The 20,435-nt window shown below is 64.4% G+C and carries 19 protein-coding genes and 1 tRNA gene; 8 read left to right on the top strand and 12 right to left on the bottom strand.

Annotated elements, in window-relative coordinates; all coding sequences use genetic code 11:
- The first annotated feature begins 25 nt into the window (after nucleotides 1-25).
- On the top strand, nucleotides 26-1,018 hold the full coding sequence (locus tag V8201_RS18280; RefSeq protein ID WP_037532459.1) for a GGDEF domain-containing protein: 993 nt from the start codon (nucleotides 26-28) through the stop codon (nucleotides 1,016-1,018).
- Complete coding sequence (locus V8201_RS18275; RefSeq protein WP_336546192.1) at nucleotides 1,006-1,296, top strand: hypothetical protein; 291 nt, start codon at nucleotides 1,006-1,008, stop codon at nucleotides 1,294-1,296. Before V8201_RS18280 ends, V8201_RS18275 begins: the two co-directional genes overlap by 13 nt.
- A 4-nt stretch (nucleotides 1,297-1,300) precedes the next feature.
- On the opposite strand, the gene V8201_RS18270 is transcribed toward V8201_RS18275, so the two are convergent.
- Nucleotides 1,301-1,921: a YbhB/YbcL family Raf kinase inhibitor-like protein gene (locus V8201_RS18270; protein ID WP_336546191.1), complete on the bottom strand. Its 621-nt coding sequence runs from the start codon at nucleotides 1,919-1,921 to the stop codon at nucleotides 1,301-1,303.
- Nucleotides 1,922-1,924: 3 nt separating this feature from the next.
- Entirely contained in the window at nucleotides 1,925-2,479 is a 555-nt protein-coding gene (locus tag V8201_RS18265; protein ID WP_336546190.1) for a hypothetical protein, read from the bottom strand.
- Between V8201_RS18265 and V8201_RS18260 the strand changes: the two genes are divergently transcribed.
- Complete coding sequence (locus V8201_RS18260; RefSeq protein ID WP_336546189.1) at nucleotides 2,478-2,894, top strand: DUF1810 domain-containing protein; 417 nt, start codon at nucleotides 2,478-2,480, stop codon at nucleotides 2,892-2,894. The two genes, V8201_RS18265 and V8201_RS18260, sit on opposite strands and share 2 nt — an antisense overlap.
- Here V8201_RS18260 and V8201_RS18255 read toward each other — a convergent pair.
- Both V8201_RS18255 and V8201_RS18250 read right to left on the bottom strand, forming a co-directional pair.
- Nucleotides 2,891-3,244, bottom strand: coding sequence for a tRNA-binding protein (locus V8201_RS18255; protein ID WP_373276502.1), 354 nt, complete (start codon nucleotides 3,242-3,244; stop codon nucleotides 2,891-2,893). The genes V8201_RS18260 and V8201_RS18255 overlap by 4 nt on opposite strands.
- On the bottom strand, nucleotides 3,225-3,899 hold the full coding sequence (locus V8201_RS18250; protein WP_037532470.1) for a glutathione S-transferase family protein: 675 nt from the start codon (nucleotides 3,897-3,899) through the stop codon (nucleotides 3,225-3,227). The genes V8201_RS18255 and V8201_RS18250 overlap by 20 nt, the downstream gene beginning before the upstream one ends.
- 97 nt (nucleotides 3,900-3,996) lie before the next feature.
- Between V8201_RS18250 and V8201_RS18245 the strand changes: the two genes are divergently transcribed.
- Both V8201_RS18245 and V8201_RS18240 read left to right on the top strand, forming a co-directional pair.
- The gene (locus V8201_RS18245) at nucleotides 3,997-4,248 is read left to right on the top strand and encodes a type II toxin-antitoxin system VapB family antitoxin (RefSeq protein WP_336546187.1); all 252 of its coding nucleotides are present in this window, start codon (nucleotides 3,997-3,999) and stop codon (nucleotides 4,246-4,248) included.
- On the top strand, nucleotides 4,245-4,631 hold the full coding sequence (locus V8201_RS18240; RefSeq protein ID WP_271300119.1) for a type II toxin-antitoxin system VapC family toxin: 387 nt from the start codon (nucleotides 4,245-4,247) through the stop codon (nucleotides 4,629-4,631). The genes V8201_RS18245 and V8201_RS18240 overlap by 4 nt, the downstream gene beginning before the upstream one ends.
- A 4-nt stretch (nucleotides 4,632-4,635) precedes the next feature.
- On the opposite strand, the gene gltB is transcribed toward V8201_RS18240, so the two are convergent.
- The 5 genes from gltB to V8201_RS18215 all read right to left on the bottom strand — a co-directional run bounded on the left by gltB (nucleotide 4,636) and on the right by V8201_RS18215 (nucleotide 13,017).
- Entirely contained in the window at nucleotides 4,636-9,141 is a 4,506-nt protein-coding gene (gene gltB / locus V8201_RS18235; RefSeq protein ID WP_336546186.1) for a glutamate synthase large subunit, read from the bottom strand.
- A 10-nt stretch (nucleotides 9,142-9,151) separates the two neighbouring features.
- Nucleotides 9,152-9,700, bottom strand: coding sequence for a DUF2059 domain-containing protein (locus V8201_RS18230; RefSeq protein ID WP_051583297.1), 549 nt, complete (start codon nucleotides 9,698-9,700; stop codon nucleotides 9,152-9,154).
- Nucleotides 9,697-11,127, bottom strand: a complete 1,431-nt coding sequence (locus V8201_RS18225; RefSeq protein ID WP_336546185.1) for an NAD(P)-dependent oxidoreductase — start codon at nucleotides 11,125-11,127, stop codon at nucleotides 9,697-9,699. Before V8201_RS18225 ends, V8201_RS18230 begins: the two co-directional genes overlap by 4 nt.
- A gap of 153 nt (nucleotides 11,128-11,280) precedes the next feature.
- Nucleotides 11,281-12,078, bottom strand: a complete 798-nt coding sequence (locus tag V8201_RS18220) for an undecaprenyl-diphosphate phosphatase (RefSeq protein WP_037532484.1) — start codon at nucleotides 12,076-12,078, stop codon at nucleotides 11,281-11,283.
- Nucleotides 12,079-12,087: 9 nt separating this feature from the next.
- Nucleotides 12,088-13,017 (bottom strand): complex I NDUFA9 subunit family protein, encoded by a 930-nt coding sequence (locus V8201_RS18215; RefSeq protein WP_336546184.1) that lies wholly within the window; start codon nucleotides 13,015-13,017, stop codon nucleotides 12,088-12,090.
- A gap of 110 nt (nucleotides 13,018-13,127) precedes the next feature.
- On the opposite strand from V8201_RS18215, the gene V8201_RS18210 reads away from it, so the two are divergent.
- The 3 genes from V8201_RS18210 (at nucleotide 13,128) to V8201_RS18200 (ending at nucleotide 16,634) form a co-directional block, all read left to right on the top strand.
- Nucleotides 13,128-13,214: transfer RNA gene (locus V8201_RS18210), tRNA-Leu, on the top strand.
- Between the two features lie 83 nt (nucleotides 13,215-13,297).
- Entirely contained in the window at nucleotides 13,298-15,073 is a 1,776-nt protein-coding gene (locus V8201_RS18205; protein ID WP_336546183.1) for a site-specific integrase, read from the top strand.
- Between the two features lie 499 nt (nucleotides 15,074-15,572).
- Entirely contained in the window at nucleotides 15,573-16,634 is a 1,062-nt protein-coding gene (locus tag V8201_RS18200; protein WP_336546182.1) for a hypothetical protein, read from the top strand.
- A 396-nt stretch (nucleotides 16,635-17,030) separates the two neighbouring features.
- On the opposite strand, the gene V8201_RS18195 is transcribed toward V8201_RS18200, so the two are convergent.
- The 3 genes from V8201_RS18195 to V8201_RS18185 form a co-directional block, all read right to left on the bottom strand.
- Nucleotides 17,031-17,216: a DUF6771 family protein gene (locus V8201_RS18195; protein ID WP_336546200.1), complete on the bottom strand. Its 186-nt coding sequence runs from the start codon at nucleotides 17,214-17,216 to the stop codon at nucleotides 17,031-17,033.
- Nucleotides 17,217-17,994: 778 nt separating this feature from the next.
- Nucleotides 17,995-19,089, bottom strand: coding sequence for an anti-phage Hailong system effector protein HalA (halA, locus tag V8201_RS19090; RefSeq protein ID WP_444529438.1), 1,095 nt, complete (start codon nucleotides 19,087-19,089; stop codon nucleotides 17,995-17,997).
- Between the two features lie 411 nt (nucleotides 19,090-19,500).
- Nucleotides 19,501-20,262 (bottom strand): hypothetical protein, encoded by a 762-nt coding sequence (locus tag V8201_RS18185; RefSeq protein WP_336546180.1) that lies wholly within the window; start codon nucleotides 20,260-20,262, stop codon nucleotides 19,501-19,503.
- Nucleotides 20,263-20,435 lie beyond the last annotated feature (173 nt).

The following is a 20,435-nucleotide window of genomic DNA, read 5'->3' as shown; positions in this document are numbered from 1 at the left end:
GTCGCGGCGGGACAAAGGGTGGAACATGCGCGGGAACGCAGCGAGAAAGACTGGGGGCGCCGATCTGTATACGCGGATCGGCCACTTCCTCGCCGATCACGGCCTGTCGCCGGAACCGTCGCATTACAGCTTTGCTTATGACGTTATCGCCGATCCGCAGGGCGCGATCGCGCAGGCGGTGCGCCGGCTGACCGACGGCGGCATCCGCCTCAGCCGGTCGGATATCGAGGCGCTCGGCGGCACCGTGCAGGACGATGATGCCGCCATTCTGGTGGCAAAAACCCAGGCCCAGGTCGACGGCTTCGCGACGATGATGCGCGAGATGCAGGACGAGACGCGCGGTTTCGGCCGCGATCTCGCACAGAGCGCCGCCGCGATCCGCCATACCGCCCCGACGTTGCCCGCGGCGGGGCTCGACGAGATCGCCCGCATCACCGGCGCGATGCTGACCCGCATCCGCGAGGCGGAGGTGCGGCTCGCCAAGGCGACCGACGAGGCGGAGGCGCTGCGCATGAAGCTCGCCGAGGCGAATGACAGCGCGCGTCGCGACCCGCTCACCGGCCTGCGCAACCGCCGCGCCTTCGACGAGGCGTTCGCGAATCGGCGCGAGTCCGACGGCCCCTTCTGCCTCGCGGTCTGCGATATCGACCGGTTCAAACGGATCAACGACAAGCACGGCCATCCGGTCGGCGACCGGGTGCTCAGCGCGGTCGCCAAGATGCTCGCCGACCTGTGCGCCAGCCACCTCGTCGTCCGGCATGGCGGCGAGGAATTCGCGGTGCTGTTCAACGGCATCACCCTGGCCGACGCGGCCGCGCATCTCGACACGGTCCGCGATGCCATCGCCGGCAAACGCTTCCGTCTGCGCGAGAGCGACACGCCGCTCGGGCAGATCACCGTGTCGGTGGGCGTCACCGCGGTCCATACCGGCGAGACGATCACCGACGCCTTCGATCGCGCCGACCGTTTGCTCTACACCGCCAAGGCCGAAGGCCGCGATCGGGTGTGCGCCGCCTGATCCTGGCGCGATACGCCAAGCCGATCGGCGAAAATTACCAACCCTCCAGCCTCCCGATCGGCCCGACCGCGCATTTGCGTGCTTTCCGGCACTTGGCACGAGGTCTGCAATACCATTTGCATCGGCCGGGAACAGTCCCGCGCCGCTACAGCAAAGGGATCAGGATCATGTTTGCCCGTTTCGAAAGCACGCAACGCTCGGTTGTTTCGGTCGTCGCCGCCTTCGCCTTCGCGATGATCGCGATCAGCGCCGCCGTGCCGGTGATGCCGATCGCCTGACGGCTCAGGCGGGCGCGGCGGCCCCGACCGGGCCGATCGCCGCCGCCTCGCCGCGATCATAGGTCGCGGTCAACACCCCGGCGGCGAGCACATGCCCCGCCATCGCAGTCAGGATCGCACTCCGCCCCGGCGTCTCGCCCGGCGCGCCCACACCGGCGTCGAGGGCGAACAGCTGGAAGACGTACCGATGCGCGCCATGGCCGGTCGGCGGATCGGGCGGCAGCCAGCCCTCGCGCAGATAGGAATTGCGCCCGACATCGCGCTCCGGCGTCCCCGCGCCGTCACGGCTGATCGCGCCCTCGGTGAGCCGTCCGACATCCGCGGCGATGCCCCATACCACCGCATGGACCAGCGGCTGCGGCGCCGGTGCATCGGCATCCTCGACCAGCAGCGCATAGAGCGCCGTCCCTTCGGGCGCCGCGCCCCAGGTCAGCGGCGGCGACACGCCTTCGCCGTCTGCGGTGAACCGCGCCGGCAGCCGCGCGCCGTCGGCAAAGGCGGGGCTGGTCAGGTCGAGCGACGGAAAGCCCGCGCCGAGCTCCGGCCGGGCGATCGCCAGCTTGTCGGCGCCGGCGCGCACGCTGCTGAGCGCCTGACCGAGCCAGGCGGGGACATGTTCGAGCATCGCTTACTCCTGGGGGCAATCGCCGGGGCGGGACCGCGGCGGCGATCCGGCGGCATACCAGCGGCTGGTCGCCGCCATCGTCGCCTGATCATGGTAACAGGCCTCGCCCCGGCTGCCGTCCGGCGCGACGAGGAAGGTCCAGTTGGTGTCGGCGCAATCATGCGGCGCACAGCCATGTGCGGCGATGCGGCCGTCGCGGCTGCGGAAGATCGGCACGCTCACCGCCTCGCGCGAGGTGAAGCGATGGCGCAGCTTCTCGTCACCGATCGCGTCGATCAGCGCGCGCGACACTTCGGTGCGATCGTAGAAGCCGACGCCGTCGACCGCATCGCCCGGATATTTGCCGACATAAGCGGTGATCGGATTGCTGTGCTCCTGCCCCGGCAAGGGCTTGGGCGGCAGCGTCGGCGGCGGCACGAAAGCGGCGGCGGCGGCATTGTCGTCGCGGGTGGCGGTCTCACGGCTGCCGCAGGCGGCGAGCAGGACGAGCGGGACAAGGCAGAGGGCGCGCATAGGAATGGGGAACGCGGCAGCCACCCCGGCGGTTGCCTCGCCCATGACTGACGCGCTCGACCGTTTCCTCTCCGCCCAAGCCCTCGTCCACGATCAGGCGCTCGCCGAACTGCGCCGGGGCCGCAAGACCAGCCATTGGATGTGGTTCATCTTCCCGCAGATCGCCGGCCTCGGCCATAGCGAGACGGCGCGCTTCTACGCGATCCGCGACGCTGTCGAGGCACGCGCCTATCTCGCCCATCCCCTGCTCGGCCCCCGGCTGATCGAGGCGACGCGGACGGTCACCGCCGCGCCGGGCAGCGCGCTGTCGATCCTCGGCGAGGTCGATGCGCTGAAACTCCATTCGTCGATGACGCTGTTCGCCGAGGTCGCCGACGATCCGGCGCCGTTCAGCGCGGCGCTCTCCCGCTTCTACCGTGGTCAGCGCGATCAGGCGACGCTGGCGCTGCTCGCCGGCTAGAACAGCCGCCCGCCATCCGGCACCGGCTGCCCCGGGCCGATCAGCACCACTGCGCCGTCCGCATCGGGGAAGCCGAGGGTCAGCACCTCGGACAGGAATGGCCCGATCTGCCGCGGCGGGAAATTGACGACCGCGGCGACCTGGCGCCCGACCAGCGCCTCGGGCGTATAGTGGGTGGTGATCTGCGCCGACGACCGTTTCACGCCGATCTGCGGGCCGAAGTCGATGCGCAGCTTGATCGCCGGCTTGCGCGCCTCCGGGAAGGGCTCGGCGGCGACGATCGTGCCGACGCGGATGTCGATCCGCTCGAAGTCGGCGATCGTCGCGGGGTCAGAAGTCGACATTGTCATAATGCGCCGGTGGCCCGATCATCTCCATCCGTTCGGACAGCAGCGGCCGGAAGCTCGGCCGGCTCTTGAAGCCGCGATACCAGCGCGCGGTCTGGTCATGCCCCTTCCAGTCGATTCCGCCGAGATAATCGGCGACCGAAATCTGCGCCGCCGCGGCGAGATCGGCGAGGCTCAGCGTCGCGCCGCCCAGCCAGTTGCGATGGTCGAGCAGATAATCGGTGTAATCGAGGTGGCTGACCGCCGCCTTCATCGCCTCGCGCAGCCCGCGGGCGTCCGGCGAGGCACGATGCGCGAGCCGCTTGACGACCCGCTCGTGCAACAGCGGCCCGGTGACGTCACGGTAGAAATGCGTGTCGAACCAGCTGACCAGCCGGCGGATCTCGGCGCGATTGGCGGCGGTGCCGTTGATCATCGCCGCCTTGTCGACCGTCTCCTCGAAATATTCGCAGATCGCCATCGAATCGATCAGCGGCGCACCCGGCCGCGCGGCATCGACCATCACCGGCGTTTCGCCGGCGGGGTTCATGTCCATGAACTCGTCGCGCCGGTCCCACGGCGATTCGCGGACCAGCGCATAGCCGACGCCCTTCTCGCCGAGCAGCAGCCGCACCTTGCGGCTGAACGGACAAAGCGGGAATTGGTAAAGCTGCCACATGCCGGCTCTGTAGGGCATCGGCGGGGGCGAGGTGAAGCCGTTGTGTTCACCTCATCCGTTCTATAATTTAGAATGACGCTGTCTTGAGGATGGGCGGATGGGTATCACCATCGAACACGATGCGCATGAGCGGGCGATCCGGCAGCTGGCCGAACGCCGCGGAGTTTCGTTGACCGACGCCATCGGGCTGGCCGTCAACAGCGAGCTGGCCCGTGATATCGAACAGGACCGTAAGGACGATTTCATGCGGTGCGTGCGCGAGGTGCAGGCGACGTTCGCCAAGGCTCCCGTTCTCGATCCCCGACCCTACCGTGAGTTAGTGTACGACGAAAACGGCCTGCCGCGATGATCGTGGCGGATGCGTCCGCCTTCGCCGCGATCATCTTCAATGAAGCTGACGCCCAGCTCTACGCGGATGCGTTGCGGGATCATGCGGCTATCATCGTACCTGCTCCGACGATCTTCGAACTCCGTCTGGTGATCCATCGGCGCTTCGGCCCAAACTATACGTTGCGCGCGGACACCTTGCTCACTGCGCCGTCGATACAGATCGTCCCTTGGACGGAAACACACGTCGCGCTCGCCATCGAGGCGCTGCAACGATTCAGTGGCCGCCCGGCGCGACTGAATTTCGGCGATTGCATGGTCTATGCGGTCGCCAAGTCGCTCGACCTACCCCTGCTCTACAAAGGCGAGGATTTCGCGCGGACCGACATCCGGCCCGCGCTGTAACCCCTTACTCCGCCGCGACCAGCGCCACCGAATCATCCAACGGATAGGTCTGACGCGACAGCATCTCCTTGGGCACCACCTGCCAGAAGTCGCCGGCGACCCGGTCCCAATCGGCGAGCAGCCCCTTCGACCATTTGCTGTCGGTCGCCGCCGCATGGCGCTGGACGAGATCGTGCAGCACGCCCGCCCAATGCGCCGAGGCAAGCCGTTGCCAGACGATGCTCTCCGGATTGGCGCGCTGGGCGAATGCGCCGTCGGGATCGTAGACGAAGGCCATGCCGCCGGTCATCCCGGCGCCGAAATTCTGGCCGACCCGGCCGAGCAGCACCGCGACGCCGCCGGTCATATATTCGCAGCCATTGGCGCCGCAGCCCTCGACGACCACGGTCGCACCCGAGTTGCGCACCGCGAACCGCTCGCCCGCCTGCCCGGCGGCGAGCAGCGTTCCCGACGTCGCGCCGTAGAGCACCGTATTGCCGAGGATGGTATTGTCCTGGCTCGCCAATGGTGACGATACCGCGGGCCGCAACACGATGATCCCGCCCGACAGGCCCTTGCCGACATAATCGTTGGCGTCGCCGAACACTTCGAGCGTGATGCCCTTGCACAGGAAGGCGCCGAGGCTCTGCCCCGCGCTGCCGCGCAGGCGGACGGTGACGTGGCCGTCGGCGAGCTTGCTCATCCCGAACCGGCGGGTGACCTCGCTCGACAGCCGCGTGCCGACCGCGCGATGCGTGTTGCGCACCGAATAGGTGAGCTGCATCTTCTCGCCGCGGCTGAACACCGCCGCGGCATCCTTGATGATCTGCGCGTCGAGGCTGTCGGGCACTTCGTTGCGGAAGGTCGACAGCGAGAAACGCCGCTCGGCATCGGTCGCATCGACCTTGGCGAGGATCGGATTGAGATCGAGATCGTCGAGATGCTCGGCACCGCGGCTGACCTGACGCAGCAATTCGGTCCGCCCGATCACCTCGTCGAGGCTGCGCACACCGAGCCGGGCGAGGATGTCGCGCACCTCCTCGGCGATGAAGGTCATCAGGTTGATGACCTTTTCCGGCGTGCCGACGAACTTGTCGCGCAGCGCCGGGTCCTGCGTGCAGACGCCGACCGGGCAGGTGTTGCTATGGCATTGGCGCACCATGATGCAGCCCATCGCGACGAGGCTGAGCGTGCCGATGCCGAATTCCTCGGCACCCAGGATCGCGGCGATGACGATGTCGCGCCCGGTCTTGAGCCCGCCGTCGGTGCGCAGCCGCACCCGGCCGCGCAGGCCGTTGAGCGTGAGCACCTGATTGACCTCGCTGAGGCCCATTTCCCACGGCGTGCCGGCATATTTGACGCTGGTCTGGGGCGAGGCGCCGGTGCCGCCGACGTGGCCGGCGACCAGGATGACGTCGGCATGCGCCTTGGCGACGCCCGCCGCGACCGTGCCGATCCCCGATGAGCTGACCAATTTGACGCAGACGCGCGCGCGCGGATTGATCTGCTTCAGGTCGTAGATGAGCTGCGCGAGATCCTCGATCGAATAGATGTCGTGATGCGGCGGCGGCGAGATCAGCGTCACGCCCGGCGTCGCATGGCGCAGCTTGGCGATGAACTCGGTGACCTTGAAGCCGGGCAGCTGCCCGCCCTCGCCGGGCTTGGCACCCTGCGCGACCTTGATCTCGATCTCCTCGCACGCGCCGAGATATTCGGCGGTGACGCCGAACCGGCCGCTCGCGATCTGCTTGATCGTCGAATTGGCGTTGTCGCCGTTTTCGTAGGGCTTGAAGCGCTTGGTATCCTCGCCGCCCTCGCCCGACACCGCCTTGGCGCCGATCCGGTTCATCGCGATTGCCAGCGTCTCGTGCGCCTCCGGCGACAGCGCGCCCAGCGACATGCCCGGCGTGACGAAGCGCTTGCGGATCTCGGTGATCGCCTCGACCTGATCGACCGGCACGCCCTCGCTCGGGAAGTTGAACTGGAGCAGGTCGCGCAGATAGACCGGCGGCAGATCGGCGACGCCGCGGCTGAACTGGAGATAGCTGGTATAGCTGTCGGTCGACACCGCGGTCTGCAACAGGTGCATCAGCTGCGCCGAATAGGCATGCGTCTCGCCGGTATGGCGCTGCCGGTAGAAACCGCCGATCGGCAGCTTGGCGACCGCCTCGTCCCAGGCGAGCTCGTGCCGCATCATCGCCGAATGGTGCAGCGAGTTATAGCCCTCGCCCGAGATCTTGGCGGGCATGCCGGGGAACAGGTCGTTGACCAGGCTGCGGCTGAGACCGACCGCCTCGAAATTATAGCCGCCGCGATAGGAGGAGATCACCGCGATCCCCATCTTGCTCATGATCTTGAGCAGGCCTTCCTCGATCGCATGGCGATGGCGCTTGAGGCATTCGTCCAAGGACAGGTCGCCGAACAGCCCGCGCGCCTGCCGGTCGACGATCGCCGCCTCCGCCAGATAGGCGTTCACCGTCGTCGCGCCGACGCCGATCAGCACCGCATAATAATGCGTGTCGAGGCATTCCGCCGAGCGCACGTTGATCGAGGCATAGGAGCGCAGCCCCCGGCGGACGAGGTGCGTGTGCACCGCCGCCGCCGCCAGCACGCCGGCGATCGCGATCCGGTCTTCGCCGACATGTTCGTCGGTCAGGAACAGCTCGCTCTTGCCCTGGCGCACCGCCTGCTCCGCCTCGTTGCGGATGCGCTGGATCGCGGCGCGCAATTTCTCCGGACCACCGTCGGCATCGAAGGTACAGTCGATCTCGGTCGCGGTGCGCGCGAAATGCGCCTTGAGCCGCGCCCAATGCTGGCCGGTCAGCACCGGCGAATCGAGCACCAGCACGCGGTCGCGCTGATCCTCGGTATCGAGGATATTGGCGAGATTGCCGAAGCGGGTGCGCAGCGACATGACGTAGCGTTCGCGCAGCGGGTCGATCGGCGGATTGGTCACCTGGCTGAAGTTCTGGCGGAAGAACTGGCTGATCAGGCGCGGCTTGTCGCTGATGACGGCGAGCGGCGTATCGTCGCCCATCGAGCCGATCGCCTCCTTGCCGGTCTCCACCATCGGGGAAAGGATCAGCTCCATGTCCTCGAGCGTCTGGCCGGCGGCAACCTGCCGCCGCGCCAGCGCGGGCCGGTCGTAGCGGACCACCGCCTCCTCGACCTCGGGCAGATCGTCGAGCGTGTGGAATTCGCCGATCATCCCCGGATAATCATGCTCGGCGGCGATCCGGTCCTTGACCTCGCGATCGCCGAGCACCTGCCCCTGTTCGAGGTCGACCGCGATCATCTGCCCCGGCCCGAGCCGCCCCTTGGCGACGACGGTCGATTCGGGCAGCGCGACCATGCCGGTCTCCGACCCGACGACGAGCAACCCGTCCGAGGTGCGCGTATAGCGCAGCGGCCGCAGCGCATTGCGGTCGACGCCCGCCACCGCCCAGCGGCCATCGGTCATCGCCAGTGCGGCGGGGCCGTCCCACGGTTCCATCACCGAGGCGAGATATTGGTACATGGCGAGGTGCGCCGGCGGCATGTCGTCCGAATAGGCCTCCGGCACCAGCATCAGCTTGGCGGTCGGCGCGTCGCGCCCCGATCGGCAGATCGCCTCGAACACCGCGTCGAGCGCGGCGGTGTCGGACGCGCCCGCCGGAATCACCGGCTTGATGTCCTCCGAATTGTCGCCGAACGCGAGGCTCGCCATGCGGATTTCGTGGCTGAGCATCCAGTTCTTGTTGCCGCGGATCGTGTTGATCTCGCCGTTATGCGCGAGGCAGCGGAACGGCTGCGCCAGCCACCATTGCGGGAAGGTGTTGGTCGAATAGCGCTGGTGGAAGATCGCGACGCGCGATTCGAACCGCTGGTCCTGCAAATCGGGATAGAAGACCGACAGGCTCTCGGCGAGGAACAGCCCCTTGTAGACGATCGAGCGGCACGACAGCGAGCAGACGTAGAAGCCCTGGATCTGCGCGGCGATGATGCGCTTCTCGATGCGGCGGCGGACGAGGTAGAGGTTCTTCTCGAATTCGGCGGCGCTGACCTCGTCGGGCATCGGCCCGGCGATCATGATCTGCTCGATCTCCGGCCGCGTCGTCTGCGCCTTGAGGCCGATCACCGACACGTCGACGGGCACCTGCCGCCAGCCGTAGATGGTATAGCCCGCCTCAATGATCGCGCTCTCGACGATCGTGCGGCACATCTCCTGCGCGCCGAGGTCGGTGCGCGGCAGGAAGATCATGCCGACCGCGAGCCGGTTGGGCAGCACCTTGTGCCCCGATGCGACGACGGCGTCGTCGAAGAAGCGGTGCGGCAGGTCGATATGGATGCCCGCGCCGTCGCCGGTCTTGCCATCGGCATCGACCGCGCCGCGGTGCCACACCGCCTTCAGCGCATCGACCGCCGACTGGACGACGCGCCGCGACGCGCGCCCGTCGGTCGCGGCGACGAGGCCGACGCCACAGGCATCGCCCTCGCTGTCGGGGCGGTACATGCCATGCTCGGCGAGATAGGCGCGGGGATCGGTGGTCATCGGATAGGTCCTACTTGCCGGCCGGGGTATCGAGCGCGCTGAGACGCGCCTGGACTTTCGGGAACGCTGCCATTGCAGCATCGCGGCCTACGCCGCGTCCTGCCTCGGACAGCGCCTTCTGCAACGCCGGCTGGGCGTCGAGCAGCTTGGCGCCGGTCGGCGATCGATAGAAGGCGAGGATCGTCGTCAGTTCGCTTTCGCTGAACGTCTTACGATATTCCTCCGCCGTCGCTTCGGCGATCGCCGGATAGCGCTCGCGGAACGCGCGTGCGAATTCTTCGGAGATGATCGCGCCGACCTGCTGCCGGCCCGCATCGGTGGCGAGCCGTGCCTTGAGCGCCGCCGGTGCCGCCGTATCGGCCCGCATCGCATTTTCGACGTTGCTGACCATCAGCGGCATGAGCTGTGCGAACATCGGATCGAGCACGCGCTCCATCCGCATCTGCGCCACAAGGGCGCGGGCGGTGGCGATCGTGCCGGGTTGCGCCGCTGCCTGCGCCAGCACGGGCTCAGGTGCGACCAATAGCGCGGTCGCGACGAGCAGCCGGAGCGGGCTCATGCCGCCACCTTGCCGACCTTCGCCTTGGCCTTCAGCCACTTGTGCATCGTCGCCGCGACATCGCGACCGTCGCGGATCGCCCAGACGACGAGGCTCGCGCCGCGCACGATGTCGCCCGCCGCGAACACGCCGTCGAGGCTGGTCATCAGCGTCTTGCCGTCGACCAGCACCGTGCCCCAGCGGCTGACGCCGAGCTCCGGCGCGCCGAACAGCGTCGGCAGGTCTTCGGCGTCGAAGCCCAAGGCCTGGATCACCAGATCGGCATGGAGCGTGAAGTCGCCGCTCGGGTCGGCTTCGGGCGCGCGGCGGCCGCTGGCATCGGGTGCGCCGAGCCGCATCTTGCGGGCGCGCACCGTGCCGTCCGCCTCGAACGCCGCCGGTGCCGAAAGCCAGACGAATTCGGCGCCCTCTTCCTCGGCATTGGCGACCTCGCGCTGGCTGCCCGGCATGTTCTTGCGATCGCGGCGGTACAGGCATTTGACCGAGGCGGCGCCCTGGCGGATCGCGGTGCGCACGCAATCCATCGCGGTATCGCCGCCGCCGATCACGACGACATGCTTGCCCGCCGCATCGAGCGCGCCCTGATCGAATGCCGGCACCGCATCGCCGAAGCCCTTGCGGTTCGAGGCGATCAGATAGTCGAGCGCCGCCACCACGCGATCGTCGCCGCCGGCGACGTCGAGCGCCCGCGCCTTGTAGACGCCGGTCGCGATCAGCACCGCGTCATGCTCGCGACGCAGTTCGTCGAGGCTCGCCTGTTCGCCGACGTTGAACCCTTCGTGGAAGACGATGCCGCCTGCCTTGAGCCGCTCGACGCGGCGCATCACCACCGGCTTCTCCAGCTTGAAGCCGGGGATGCCATAGGTCAGCAGCCCGCCGGCGCGGTCGTGGCGGTCGTAGACGTGAACCTCATAACCGTGGCCGCGCAGATATTCCGCCGCGGTCAGCCCCGCCGGCCCCGCGCCGATCACCGCGACCGACGCGCCGCGCGCCGGACCGGGGACGAGCGGCTCGACCCAGCCCTCTTCCCAGGCGGTGTCGGTGATGAACTTCTCGACCGAACCGATCGTCACCGCGCCGTGGCCGGAGAATTCGATGACGCAATTGCCCTCGCACAGCCGGTCCTGCGGGCAGATGCGGCCGCAGATCTCCGGCATGGTCGAGGTGGCGTTGCTAAGCTCATAGGCCTCGCGCAACCGGCCCTCGGCGGTGAGCCGCAGCCAGTCGGGAATATGGTTGTGGAGCGGGCAGTGCACCGAGCAATAGGGCACGCCGCATTGCGAGCAGCGCCCGGCCTGATCCTCCGCCGCCGGCGGCGCATAGCGCGCGGCGATCTCGGCAAAATCCTCCGCGCGCGCGTCAGCGGGACGCTTCGCCGGATAGGCCTGCGGCCGGGCAACGAACTTGAGCATGGAATCGTGCGCCATGGGGCCTCCTTCCGCCTCCGCTAGAAAGGAAAAGCCAGCATGTCACGCACAAATCATGTATTAGGTCAGCTATAGTAACCTAAAAAGTGAAGCCGGATGATAGAGGGTTATCGATCCGGCCCACAGTTACTCTCTTTAGGTATTGTTCCGGACCTATCTCAGCTGAAGCGCGACCAAGGCGACCGCGCCGATGACGATGCGATACCAGGCGAAGGGCGCGAAGCCGTGCCGGCTGACGATGCCGACGAACCAGCGGATCACCACCAGCGCGACGACGAACGAGACGACGAAGCCGATCGCGATGCTGAGCCATTCGCCCTGTCCCAGCGTCGCCCCCGACTTGAGCAGGTCGTAACCCGATGCCGCGAGCATCGTCGGGATCGCGAGGAAGAAGGAGAATTCCGCCGCCGCACGGCGATCGACGCCGAGGCTGAGCGCCCCCATGATCGTCGCGCCCGAGCGGCTGACGCCGGGGATCATCGCGAGACACTGGACGACGCCGACGCCGAGCGCGGTCGTCCACGGCATCGCCTCGACCGATTCGATCCGCGCCTGCTTGACCAACCGCTCGATGACGAGGATCGCGACACCGCCGACGATCAGCGCCACCGCGACGACGGTGGGACTTTCGAGCAGCGACTTCACCGCCTTGTACACCAGCACGCCGATCGCCGCGGCGGGCAGGAAGCCGAGCGCGATGTTGCGCACGAAGGCGATCGCCTTGGGCTGCCCACCGGCCAATCCCGTCGCCACGTCCCAGAAGCGCCGCCAGTAGAGGACGATCACCGCCAGGATCGCGCCCAACTGGATGACGATGTCGAAGGTCGCGGTCGCCTGATCCTGCACGCCGAGCAACGTGCCGGCGAGGATGAGATGCCCGGTCGAGGAGACGGGCAGGAATTCGGTGACCCCCTCGACGATGCCGAGGAGGATGACGGTCAGCAGATCCATGGATGGTCCTTAGGCGGCGAGTGTTGCGGCACGGCGACCGAAGCGGCCGGTGCGGCGGAAGCGGACGAGCCATTCGGGCGCCACCGCCTGCAACGGCGTCGGATCGACACCGAGCGCGGCGAGGCCCGGCGCACCCGGCGTGACGACATTGTCGCGCTGGAGCATCAGCCACTGATCCTTGGTGATCGGCGCGAACGGCAGCCTGGCGAGGAAGGCGCCGGCCGCGTCGGGCAGTTCGACGATCGACGGGCTACGGCCGATCGTCTGCGCGATCCAGCGGATGATCTCGCCCATCGTCAGCACGTCCGGGCCGCCGAGCTCGAACGTCTCGCCGGCGAAGCGCGCGTCGGTCGCCGCCGCCATCGCCTCGCCGACGTCGCCGGCGAACACCGGCTGGAACTTCACGCCGGCGCGCAGCACCGGCACCACCGGCGCCTTGCCGATCATCGCGGCGAAGCGGTTGATGAACTGATCCTCGCGCCCAAAGACGATCGACGGGCGGATGATCGCCGCGCCCGGGAAAGCGGCGCGCACCGCTTCCTCGCCGCGCCCCTTGCTGCTGCCATAAGCGGATCGCGCCTGCGCATCGGCACCGATCGCCGACATATGGACGAGCGTTTCGACGCCCCCCGCCGCCGCGGCCTCGGCGACGATGCGCGCGCCGCCGACGTGGACGCGCTCGAAATCGCCGGCCAGCACGCCGACCATGTTGATCACCGCATCGGCGCCCTGCACCGCGCGCGCCACCGTCTCGGGCAGCGTCACGTCGGCGGCGACGAATTGAGTCTGACCGAGCCCACCCAAGGGCTTGAGGAACCACGCATGCCGCGGATCGCGCTCGGCGACGCGGACGCGCGCACCGCCGTGCAGCAGCGCCTGCACCACGTAGCGACCGACGAATCCGCCGCCGCCGAAGATCGTAACCAGCTTGTCTTTCATCGCCCGGGCCTCATTTTTTTCGTCGCTGTGCTGATGTTTCGCCCCTTGCCCCGTGAAACCCGTGTTGACAAGCGCGCCGACCGCCCCCTAAAGGCCGCCGCCTACCCCGTGCCCAGATGGCGGAATTGGTAGACGCACCAGCTTCAGGTGCTGGCGATCGCAAGGTCGTGGAGGTTCGAGTCCTCTTCTGGGCACCACTCTCCCCCTAAGGGGTTGAGGTACATAGATAGTTCGGGAATCCGTGACTTTCCTCCGCCTAGGCGGTACATGAGGAAGGTACATGGCCGTCATCCGCAAAGATAATCCGCACACGGTTAAGGCCCCCTCAGGACGGCTCAGCTACCGTCGCGTCTTCCCGCCCGAATTGCGCGCTCACATCGCTCACCTCGGCGTGAAGCCGACCGAATTAAAGCGGAGCCTGGGCGCCACTCGCCTAAGCGACCCTGGAGCCTCGGAGCGGTGGCAGGCCGCCGATGCGGAATGGAATGCGATCGTCGCCCAAGCGACCAAATTGGCGACAGAGACATACGACAGGCTGACACCGGGGCGGATCGCTGACCTGATGGACGCTTTGGAGCGGAGCTGGCACTTAGCGGATGAGCGCGAGTTGGCAGAGCGGGGGGAGGAGTTTGCGGACCTAGCGTGGGCTGGCTGGGACGAGATGCTGTCCGAGTACAAGCAATGGCGTGTTGAGCGCGATGTTGACGCGATGGTTGAGCACTGGGGCCGTTCGGCGGAGGCGGTACTGGCTTCGGAGCGGATCGTGCTGGACCCGAATGACCCATCCGGCCTCGAAGCCTTCTGTTCCGCCTGGAACGATCGACGCATAGCGTACAGCCCCGCAGCCATCGCCCGGCTCAAAGGCGACATCGTCCCCATCCCCCCGGAGCCCACGGTCCTCCGAGAGCCGGCATCGCCTCCTCCTGCGGCGCCATCGGCGGCGAAGAGCTTCGAGTCTTTGGCTGATGCCATCCTCTCTAGCCCGCGCATCCCCATCGGCATCTCAACGAAGCAGATGGCTGCAACAGCCCTCCGTTACTTCCGGGAGGCGTTCGGCACCCCTAGGCCCGCTGAAATAACCAAAGAGCGGGTCTCGGAGTGGTTGGACCTGGTGGCGAAGCGCCCTGCGAAGTTGCCGCCGGATGAGCGGATGATTCCGCTACGGGAGCTGGTCGCAAGATACGAGGGTGTAGCGGGCGTCGAGCGCCTAGCACCGAAGACGTTGGCCACCCTGCTCGGGGCCCTGAGCGCCATATGGAACAAGGCTCAGCGTCAGGAAGGCGTCATTCCCGATAGTATTCCCAACCCATTCGTTGGGCGGGCATCCCTAGGAGGCCATCGGCCCGAGGAGCGGCAAGAGCTAAGCCTCGCCGAGATACACGCCATGTTCGCCTTGCCGATCTTCACGCGCGGCGAGCGCCCCAAGCGCGGCCGGGGCGAGGCGAGCTACTGGCTACCGCTCCTGCTCTTATGGACCGGGGCACGCCCCGAGGAGCTGGCGCAGCTCATGACCGCCGATGTCTTCCCAGACCCGGAGGACCCGGATGGCCGCTGGATGCTCCGCATCACCGATCAGGGCGTCCATCCCATCAAGGGACGCCGCTCGCTCAAGACGACGAAGACGGAGTCTGGACGCCGCACGTTCCCCGTGCACCGCGAGTTGCTGGCGCTCAATTTCATCGTCTTCGTCGACCACGTCCGCGCATCCGGACAGACGGCCCTATTCCCAGAGCTGACCACAAAGGGCGCGAGGGGCCTCCTCTTCGCCGGCTGGGGTGAATGGTGGAGCCTTTATGTTCGCAAGAAGGGCATCCTACCCCCCGGCGGCGGCCGACGTCCCTCTCGGGAGTTCCGGCACAACTGGAACACGGCTGCCCGTCAGTCACGCATACCGAAGGACGCCCGAGAGTATCTTCTAGGCCACGTCCAGTCCGGAGGGAGCGCAAACGACCTCTACGGCGGCAAAGGAGCCTTGGGGGACTATGTCGATAGTCTCCAGTTCAAGGGCTTGGATTTGTCTGGCGTCACTCCGTGGGAGGCACCTCCGGCCGGCTGATGCGCTCGCCCCTTATGGGACATTCACCGTTTGAGCGGGCACCTTCTCTTGGCGGGACCTTGAAGTACAACGCACCCCGCATCGGGCAGCGGTCATGCGTTGGGGGCATAGGTGAACGAAACGGACGACGGGGCGGGTACGCCGGTTGCGAACTTCAGGCGCCAAATAGGCACGATCATCGACGTATGCGGACCGCGGACGCCCGCCCGTCAAATACGCGTCTTGCTCCGGGTTGCCGATGGTCCTGACGACTTTCGCAATGCGATGGACATAGGACTCGCTATCGGTGCTCCAGAGCGGACGGTGACCTCGGACCTTATGCGCTTAGGGACTGTGGACCGGTATGGTGAGGCTGGCCTAGGCTTCATAGTGGCGGAGCGCGATAAAATAGAGGGTTGGTTCGAGCATAATTTAACCGAGAAGGGGGAGGCTTTCCTCAAAATGTTGCTAGGTGATTGGCGCAGCTAGAAGCCTTTGGGCTAGCTCATTAGGAGGCCATATGTTCAGGCAGAAGACCACTTTGGTCGTGGGTGCGGGAGCTAGCTGCGAATTGGGGCTCCCCTCTGGCGATGGCTTGAAGAGCCAGATTCTAACCCTCTTGAAGCCCTCGACGGACAATGCTTACGGATTCACCGATCCAATCATGATCGAGCTAATGAAGCGCCGAGTAGACCCTAGACTGGGCGATTACCCTTCAAAGCTCGATCCAGTAAAACAGGCAGGCGACCGTATCCGGCGCGGACTACCGCTAGCCCTTTCAATCGACAATTTTCTCCATAGTCATCAGGGGGACGAGGAGGTAGAGCAACTAGGAAAGCTAGCTATCGCAATAAACATCATCCGGGCTGAGGGGGGATCACACCTATTTGGCCGAATACCCTCTATGATTAGGATGCAGCGACCAGATGCAAAACCGCGAATGTCGATCGACGGTGACGGTTTAGCGAAAAGCTGGTATCCTGCGTTTGCTCAGCAACTTATGTCAGGCGTACAGCGCCATGACATATCGAATGCCTTTGCAAACTTACGATTTGTTGTATTCAATTACGATCGCTGTCTTGAGCAATACTTATGGATGGCACTGCAAAGCTACTTTGACATTTCACGAGACGAAGCTGCTGAGGTCCTTTCAAACGTCGATTTCATCCACCCTTATGGCGACTTAGGGCCGCTGCCCTGGCAACACCATGATGGTCCGATCGCTCTGGGAAATGCGACTATCGACGACATTCCCGTGATGGCCTCTCGCATACGCACTTTCACCGAGAGCGTCCGAAGCGATGTCGGCCGTGAGGTGAAGGACGCTATGGAATGGGGAGACACCCTCATAATATTGGGCTTCGGCTATCTCGATCAGAATATTCAATTGCTATCTGTGTTACCAGGCAAGAACGGCAATCGGGTATTTAGCACTGCCTATGGCGTATCCGATCAGGATAAGCTTGTTATGAGAGACGCCATGATGGCGCTCGGCGGCGTTGTTGCTAGCTCCGCCATGATAGAAGGCGGCTCCTGCCGCGACTTATTCGATAACTATAGGCTTCACCTCAGCCTTCGATAGGCGCATCTCGCCCCATCAGCCCCTCGCCAGTCGCACCAAGCGCTTCCGGTCCCGATCGTCCCTCGCACGATCCCACTCGCCCTGATCGACCCCAACGGGCTTCACGTACCTCTGGCCACCATCCCGCACCAACCGGGCCTTAGGCGGCGCTGGGTCAACCGGAGGCGGCGGCATGACGATCCACGAGACCTTGGGCTCTCTCGCCCCGCACTGGCACCGCAGCCGCTTGGCGAACACACGCCAGCCACCATCCCAGCCCTTGCGGATGAAGTGGGACGCCAGCTCCCGAGGACTGAAGAGCGCGACACGGGCGCATGAGCGACACTCAGCCCTGATCGAGCCTCCATGCCGCGCAAGCTCCGCTAGGTCTTTGGGCGCCTGGACCATACGACCCGCTCAGAGCGGAAGGCGCAGTTGGTCGCGATCGGTCCTGAGGGGCTGATAGAGCGCTGAGTAGACGTGGTTGGCCACCTCGCGCCGTCCGTCTTCCCTCAGGCGCTCTACGGGAGCTGTAAGTGCCACGAGGGCCCAGCCGGGCGTATCTTGAAGGGCCTGGGCGATAGTGTCTGGGGTGATGGTCATGGTCACGAGTCTCCGTCCGCCCTTGGCAGAACGAAAAGAGAACATCTGCCAAGCTACATGATGCGGCAAAACGAGGGTGCCGGCACATTGGCTCAGGCGTAAACCTCTACACTAGCTTCATCTTCCCATGCTTGCCGCTCAGAAGCGCGCGCGCACTCCGCAGCGTATCCCCCAACTTCGGTCAGGTAGTTCCGCAATGCTTCGCCGTTGAGCTTAGGCGACCCCATCTTGCCGATAATGCGTTCCAGTCGAGCCACCGTGCGTCGGCACTCATCAAAGGACGCAGTCGTCCGCCGGCCAAGCAGGTCTGCCAAGCCCTCAACCCCGGTGAAGGCTTCTAGTAGCGACGCAGAAAATAGTGGCCGCCCGTTCTCTGCGGCAGAGTAAATGGCGTAAGTTCGCAAGCCCCAAAAAAATCTGCGTCTCAAGCCCGAATCCCCTCTCCAGTCTTGCTCCACCAGAAGGCGGGCAACCGACAACCCAATCATCGAGTCGGCTTTGTAGGATGGCCGCGGACGGAAGGCCTCCCGAAGATCTAGAAGGAAACCATCGCCATCTTGCAGCGCTATGCCTTCATGGCCAACATGATAGGCGAAGAGGTCACCGTGCTCTGCATGTTCTAGTAGCCAAGCGCGCGGGTATCGATGTAAGCTAACTCCGTTACGCTCGACTGGTGACTGGGGGCGCTTAGCGTCTGTTACTAGCATTAGGTCAACGTCAGCATGAAGGCCTGCGTCGCCACGCGCCCTGCTACCATAAAGGATTAGTACTTCGCTGCTCATCGTGCGCGAGATAGCTTTGAAATTACCGTTGCAAAAAACACTGAGTAGATCACGATGGCAATTAACACGTGCAAATCCTGCACGATCGTTAACGCGAAATCCGTGGAAGTGACCTGGTTGCCGTACCCCACGAGAAAAGTCAGATCGAAGCTTTTCTGAAATGGGGCATCCACTTGGCTGCTGAAGCGAACATGGCCATAAAGAAACCCGAAAAGCACCCAACACGCTAGCAAGGCCATAAAGGGGCGACCCGCTGACTCTCCCCAGCCATTAAGTGCGCCGAGCGAGCGCAGGATAGCATAGTTAAACGAATGCAACAGCATTGCAGGTACAGACGATAAGCGCTTTAGCCCCGGACCAAATACAATTTTGTAAGCATCTTGAGCAACCCTCGCAGTTGATCTTTGCAGCTCGTGAAGCCGGACAGTGTCGTAGTAAGTATGCTCGTCGCCTGTCGTGGCGTGTGAAAGCATCACCGTTCTTAGTAGATGGGCGCGCGTACCCCGCAGCCTAAACCACTGGTTCATTCGATGCTCCCACGTCTGACGGCGGGGATCGCGACCGCTCACCGAGGCACCAATAAGCGCTCCGGGATTACTTATAAATGTTCGACTTAATTCAATGCGACTAGATATGCCCATGTTGCTCCACGAGCAACCTCGCAGCTCGCACGATTCGAAGGTAGCTAAGGATATCGAACAACCGTCAAAAACACAATCTTTGAAATGGCATCGCCGCCAAGTTGAATAGGCCAAGTCACATGCCGTGAAACTGCACCGCTCAAACATGATTATTGGGTCGCCTTCAAAGACGCCTTGGAAGTCGCACTCCCGGAAAGAGACTCCCCTAATTTCGAGAGTGTCTCCGGGTTTTATCCGAGCGGCAAGCGAGGATGCAGGCACAAAACGCCGGTGCGGACCGGCATCTCTTTGAACATCCCAATCGTAGGGCGTGGGGGCTAGTACAAAACTGGGGTCGTAGATTGGCTCCCACCAACAGTCGCGCCGCCGATTTCCTTTATGTCGAACTGTTGGCGCAGGCGTGCCTACCGGTGAGCTAGACGTAGGCAAGAGGCGAGAAATCCCGAACATACAACATCAGTATATGCCTCATACTAACTTCAAAAGCGTGAACTGCCGAATCCGGCCTGGACTCGATTGGCCTTGTCGCTCGCAACTGGCGCCCAGCTCCATCGGGATGCGTGGTGGCGCTTACGCTCCGCCCCGGCTGACAATTCGCCATCACGAGGAGGCTGTCTAGGGTCAGGAATCATTGATGTGAGCGTTGCGATCTGTTTCAGGCTCCAAAGGGGGACCATCGATTTCGAAGCCGCTGACGAAGCCCCTATTGCGGACGCGCGACTCAAGGGCTTGAACGCTCGCGTAGAGCGCCGGCCGGAACTTTGATCCAAATAGTATCCCTGGGCGCCTCTCGCTGGAAGCTAGCGGGGCACGTGCAGCGACAAACGCCACTGAGCATTCGGCACCCGCAACACGGAGAGATTAAAAGGGAACATCATCGTCGAAGTCATCTACGAAGCCGCCCCGGCTGGGAGGAGGAGGGGGAGGGGAACTCTTTCTTGGCGGCATAAGGGCGGGTACGGGCCCCGATTGTATCAGGGATCGCGCCGCTTGGTCAGCTTCGCGTGACACGTCGACTTGTTGCGAGATATTAGCGATCAGCTTTGTTGCCACTTCGGCAGAGGCCCACACGCTGCCGGGTATCGCTAAAACTTCAAATGCGAGCTTAGCAACGAGCAGCATGTTCGCGCGGCGCTTCTCAAGTTCGCGCTCGAGTTCATCTAAGCGCTTAAGCAAGGCACTTCGCTTCGCTTCCGTCATGTTGGCATTTTCAAGACACTTCCGAAGGGCGCTTATATAACCCCTGATTTTATCCTTGGACTTCGGCAATATGGCAACAGCATCTTTTCGCGCTTGCAGGCTATTATCGAGAACAAGCTGAGTCACGTAGTGGTCTAAGTCGGACTTGAACTGCCTAAAGTTCAGATCATCGTTTATACGGGGCACGTCCATGGATGCGAATGGTTCGATTTCGTATCTCCGTGACGCAGCGAGGATGACGTTCATAAACGAGTGGCGCAGATCCTCCATATCCCGCCACTCCCCCTCGTCGTTTCCGCTGAAGCGACTTAGCTGAGAGCTCAAGCTCCGCTGCGCGACGTTTACGAGTTCCATGAACGCCATACGGGGATCATCATCGAGCCCATCTAGTTGCTCTTGGGTGACGAAATTGAGAATGCTCATGGATCGAAGCTATCGCCACATCGGCGACGATGCCAGAGACAATGGACTTTAAGCTTGTCGTTTATTAGAAGTCGGTGCCCGTGTAGGGCTCAAAGTTCTGACGTGCCCCCCGTTTCTTCATCCACCTGGAACTAGAGACCGGCCCTTGGAGGGACGGACGGAATGAAACGGAA

The sequence above is a fragment of the Sphingomonas kyungheensis genome, assembly GCF_037120395.1.
Classification (GTDB): domain Bacteria; phylum Pseudomonadota; class Alphaproteobacteria; order Sphingomonadales; family Sphingomonadaceae; genus Sphingomonas; species Sphingomonas kyungheensis.
The sequence above is the reverse complement of the archived record's forward strand: the minus strand, read 5'-3'. Positions and strand labels throughout refer to the sequence as shown.

What these genes read in the sequence shown, in the direction of transcription:
- V8201_RS18280 (WP_037532459.1), top strand. Translation starts at nt 26, where the DNA reads ATGCGCGGGAACGCAGCGAGAAAGACTGGGGGCGCCGATCTGTATACG.
- V8201_RS18270 (WP_336546191.1), bottom strand. Translation starts at nt 1,921, where the DNA reads ATGCTCGAACATGTCCCCGCCTGGCTCGGTCAGGCGCTCAGCAGCGTG.
- V8201_RS18260 (WP_336546189.1), top strand. Translation starts at nt 2,478, where the DNA reads ATGACTGACGCGCTCGACCGTTTCCTCTCCGCCCAAGCCCTCGTCCAC.
- V8201_RS18265 (WP_336546190.1), bottom strand. Translation starts at nt 2,479, where the DNA reads ATGGGCGAGGCAACCGCCGGGGTGGCTGCCGCGTTCCCCATTCCTATG.
- V8201_RS18255 (WP_373276502.1), bottom strand. Translation starts at nt 3,244, where the DNA reads ATGACAATGTCGACTTCTGACCCCGCGACGATCGCCGACTTCGAGCGG.
- V8201_RS18250 (WP_037532470.1), bottom strand. Translation starts at nt 3,899, where the DNA reads ATGTGGCAGCTTTACCAATTCCCGCTTTGTCCGTTCAGCCGCAAGGTG.
- V8201_RS18245 (WP_336546187.1), top strand. Translation starts at nt 3,997, where the DNA reads ATGGGTATCACCATCGAACACGATGCGCATGAGCGGGCGATCCGGCAG.
- V8201_RS18240 (WP_271300119.1), top strand. Translation starts at nt 4,245, where the DNA reads ATGATCGTGGCGGATGCGTCCGCCTTCGCCGCGATCATCTTCAATGAA.
- gltB (WP_336546186.1), bottom strand. Translation starts at nt 9,141, where the DNA reads ATGACCACCGATCCCCGCGCCTATCTCGCCGAGCATGGCATGTACCGC.
- V8201_RS18230 (WP_051583297.1), bottom strand. Translation starts at nt 9,700, where the DNA reads ATGAGCCCGCTCCGGCTGCTCGTCGCGACCGCGCTATTGGTCGCACCT.
- V8201_RS18225 (WP_336546185.1), bottom strand. Translation starts at nt 11,127, where the DNA reads ATGGCGCACGATTCCATGCTCAAGTTCGTTGCCCGGCCGCAGGCCTAT.
- V8201_RS18220 (WP_037532484.1), bottom strand. Translation starts at nt 12,078, where the DNA reads ATGGATCTGCTGACCGTCATCCTCCTCGGCATCGTCGAGGGGGTCACC.
- V8201_RS18215 (WP_336546184.1), bottom strand. Translation starts at nt 13,017, where the DNA reads ATGAAAGACAAGCTGGTTACGATCTTCGGCGGCGGCGGATTCGTCGGT.
- V8201_RS18205 (WP_336546183.1), top strand. Translation starts at nt 13,298, where the DNA reads ATGGCCGTCATCCGCAAAGATAATCCGCACACGGTTAAGGCCCCCTCA.
- V8201_RS18200 (WP_336546182.1), top strand. Translation starts at nt 15,573, where the DNA reads ATGTTCAGGCAGAAGACCACTTTGGTCGTGGGTGCGGGAGCTAGCTGC.
- V8201_RS18195 (WP_336546200.1), bottom strand. Translation starts at nt 17,216, where the DNA reads ATGACCATCACCCCAGACACTATCGCCCAGGCCCTTCAAGATACGCCC.
- halA (WP_444529438.1), bottom strand. Translation starts at nt 19,089, where the DNA reads ATGTTCGGGATTTCTCGCCTCTTGCCTACGTCTAGCTCACCGGTAGGC.
- V8201_RS18185 (WP_336546180.1), bottom strand. Translation starts at nt 20,262, where the DNA reads ATGAGCATTCTCAATTTCGTCACCCAAGAGCAACTAGATGGGCTCGAT.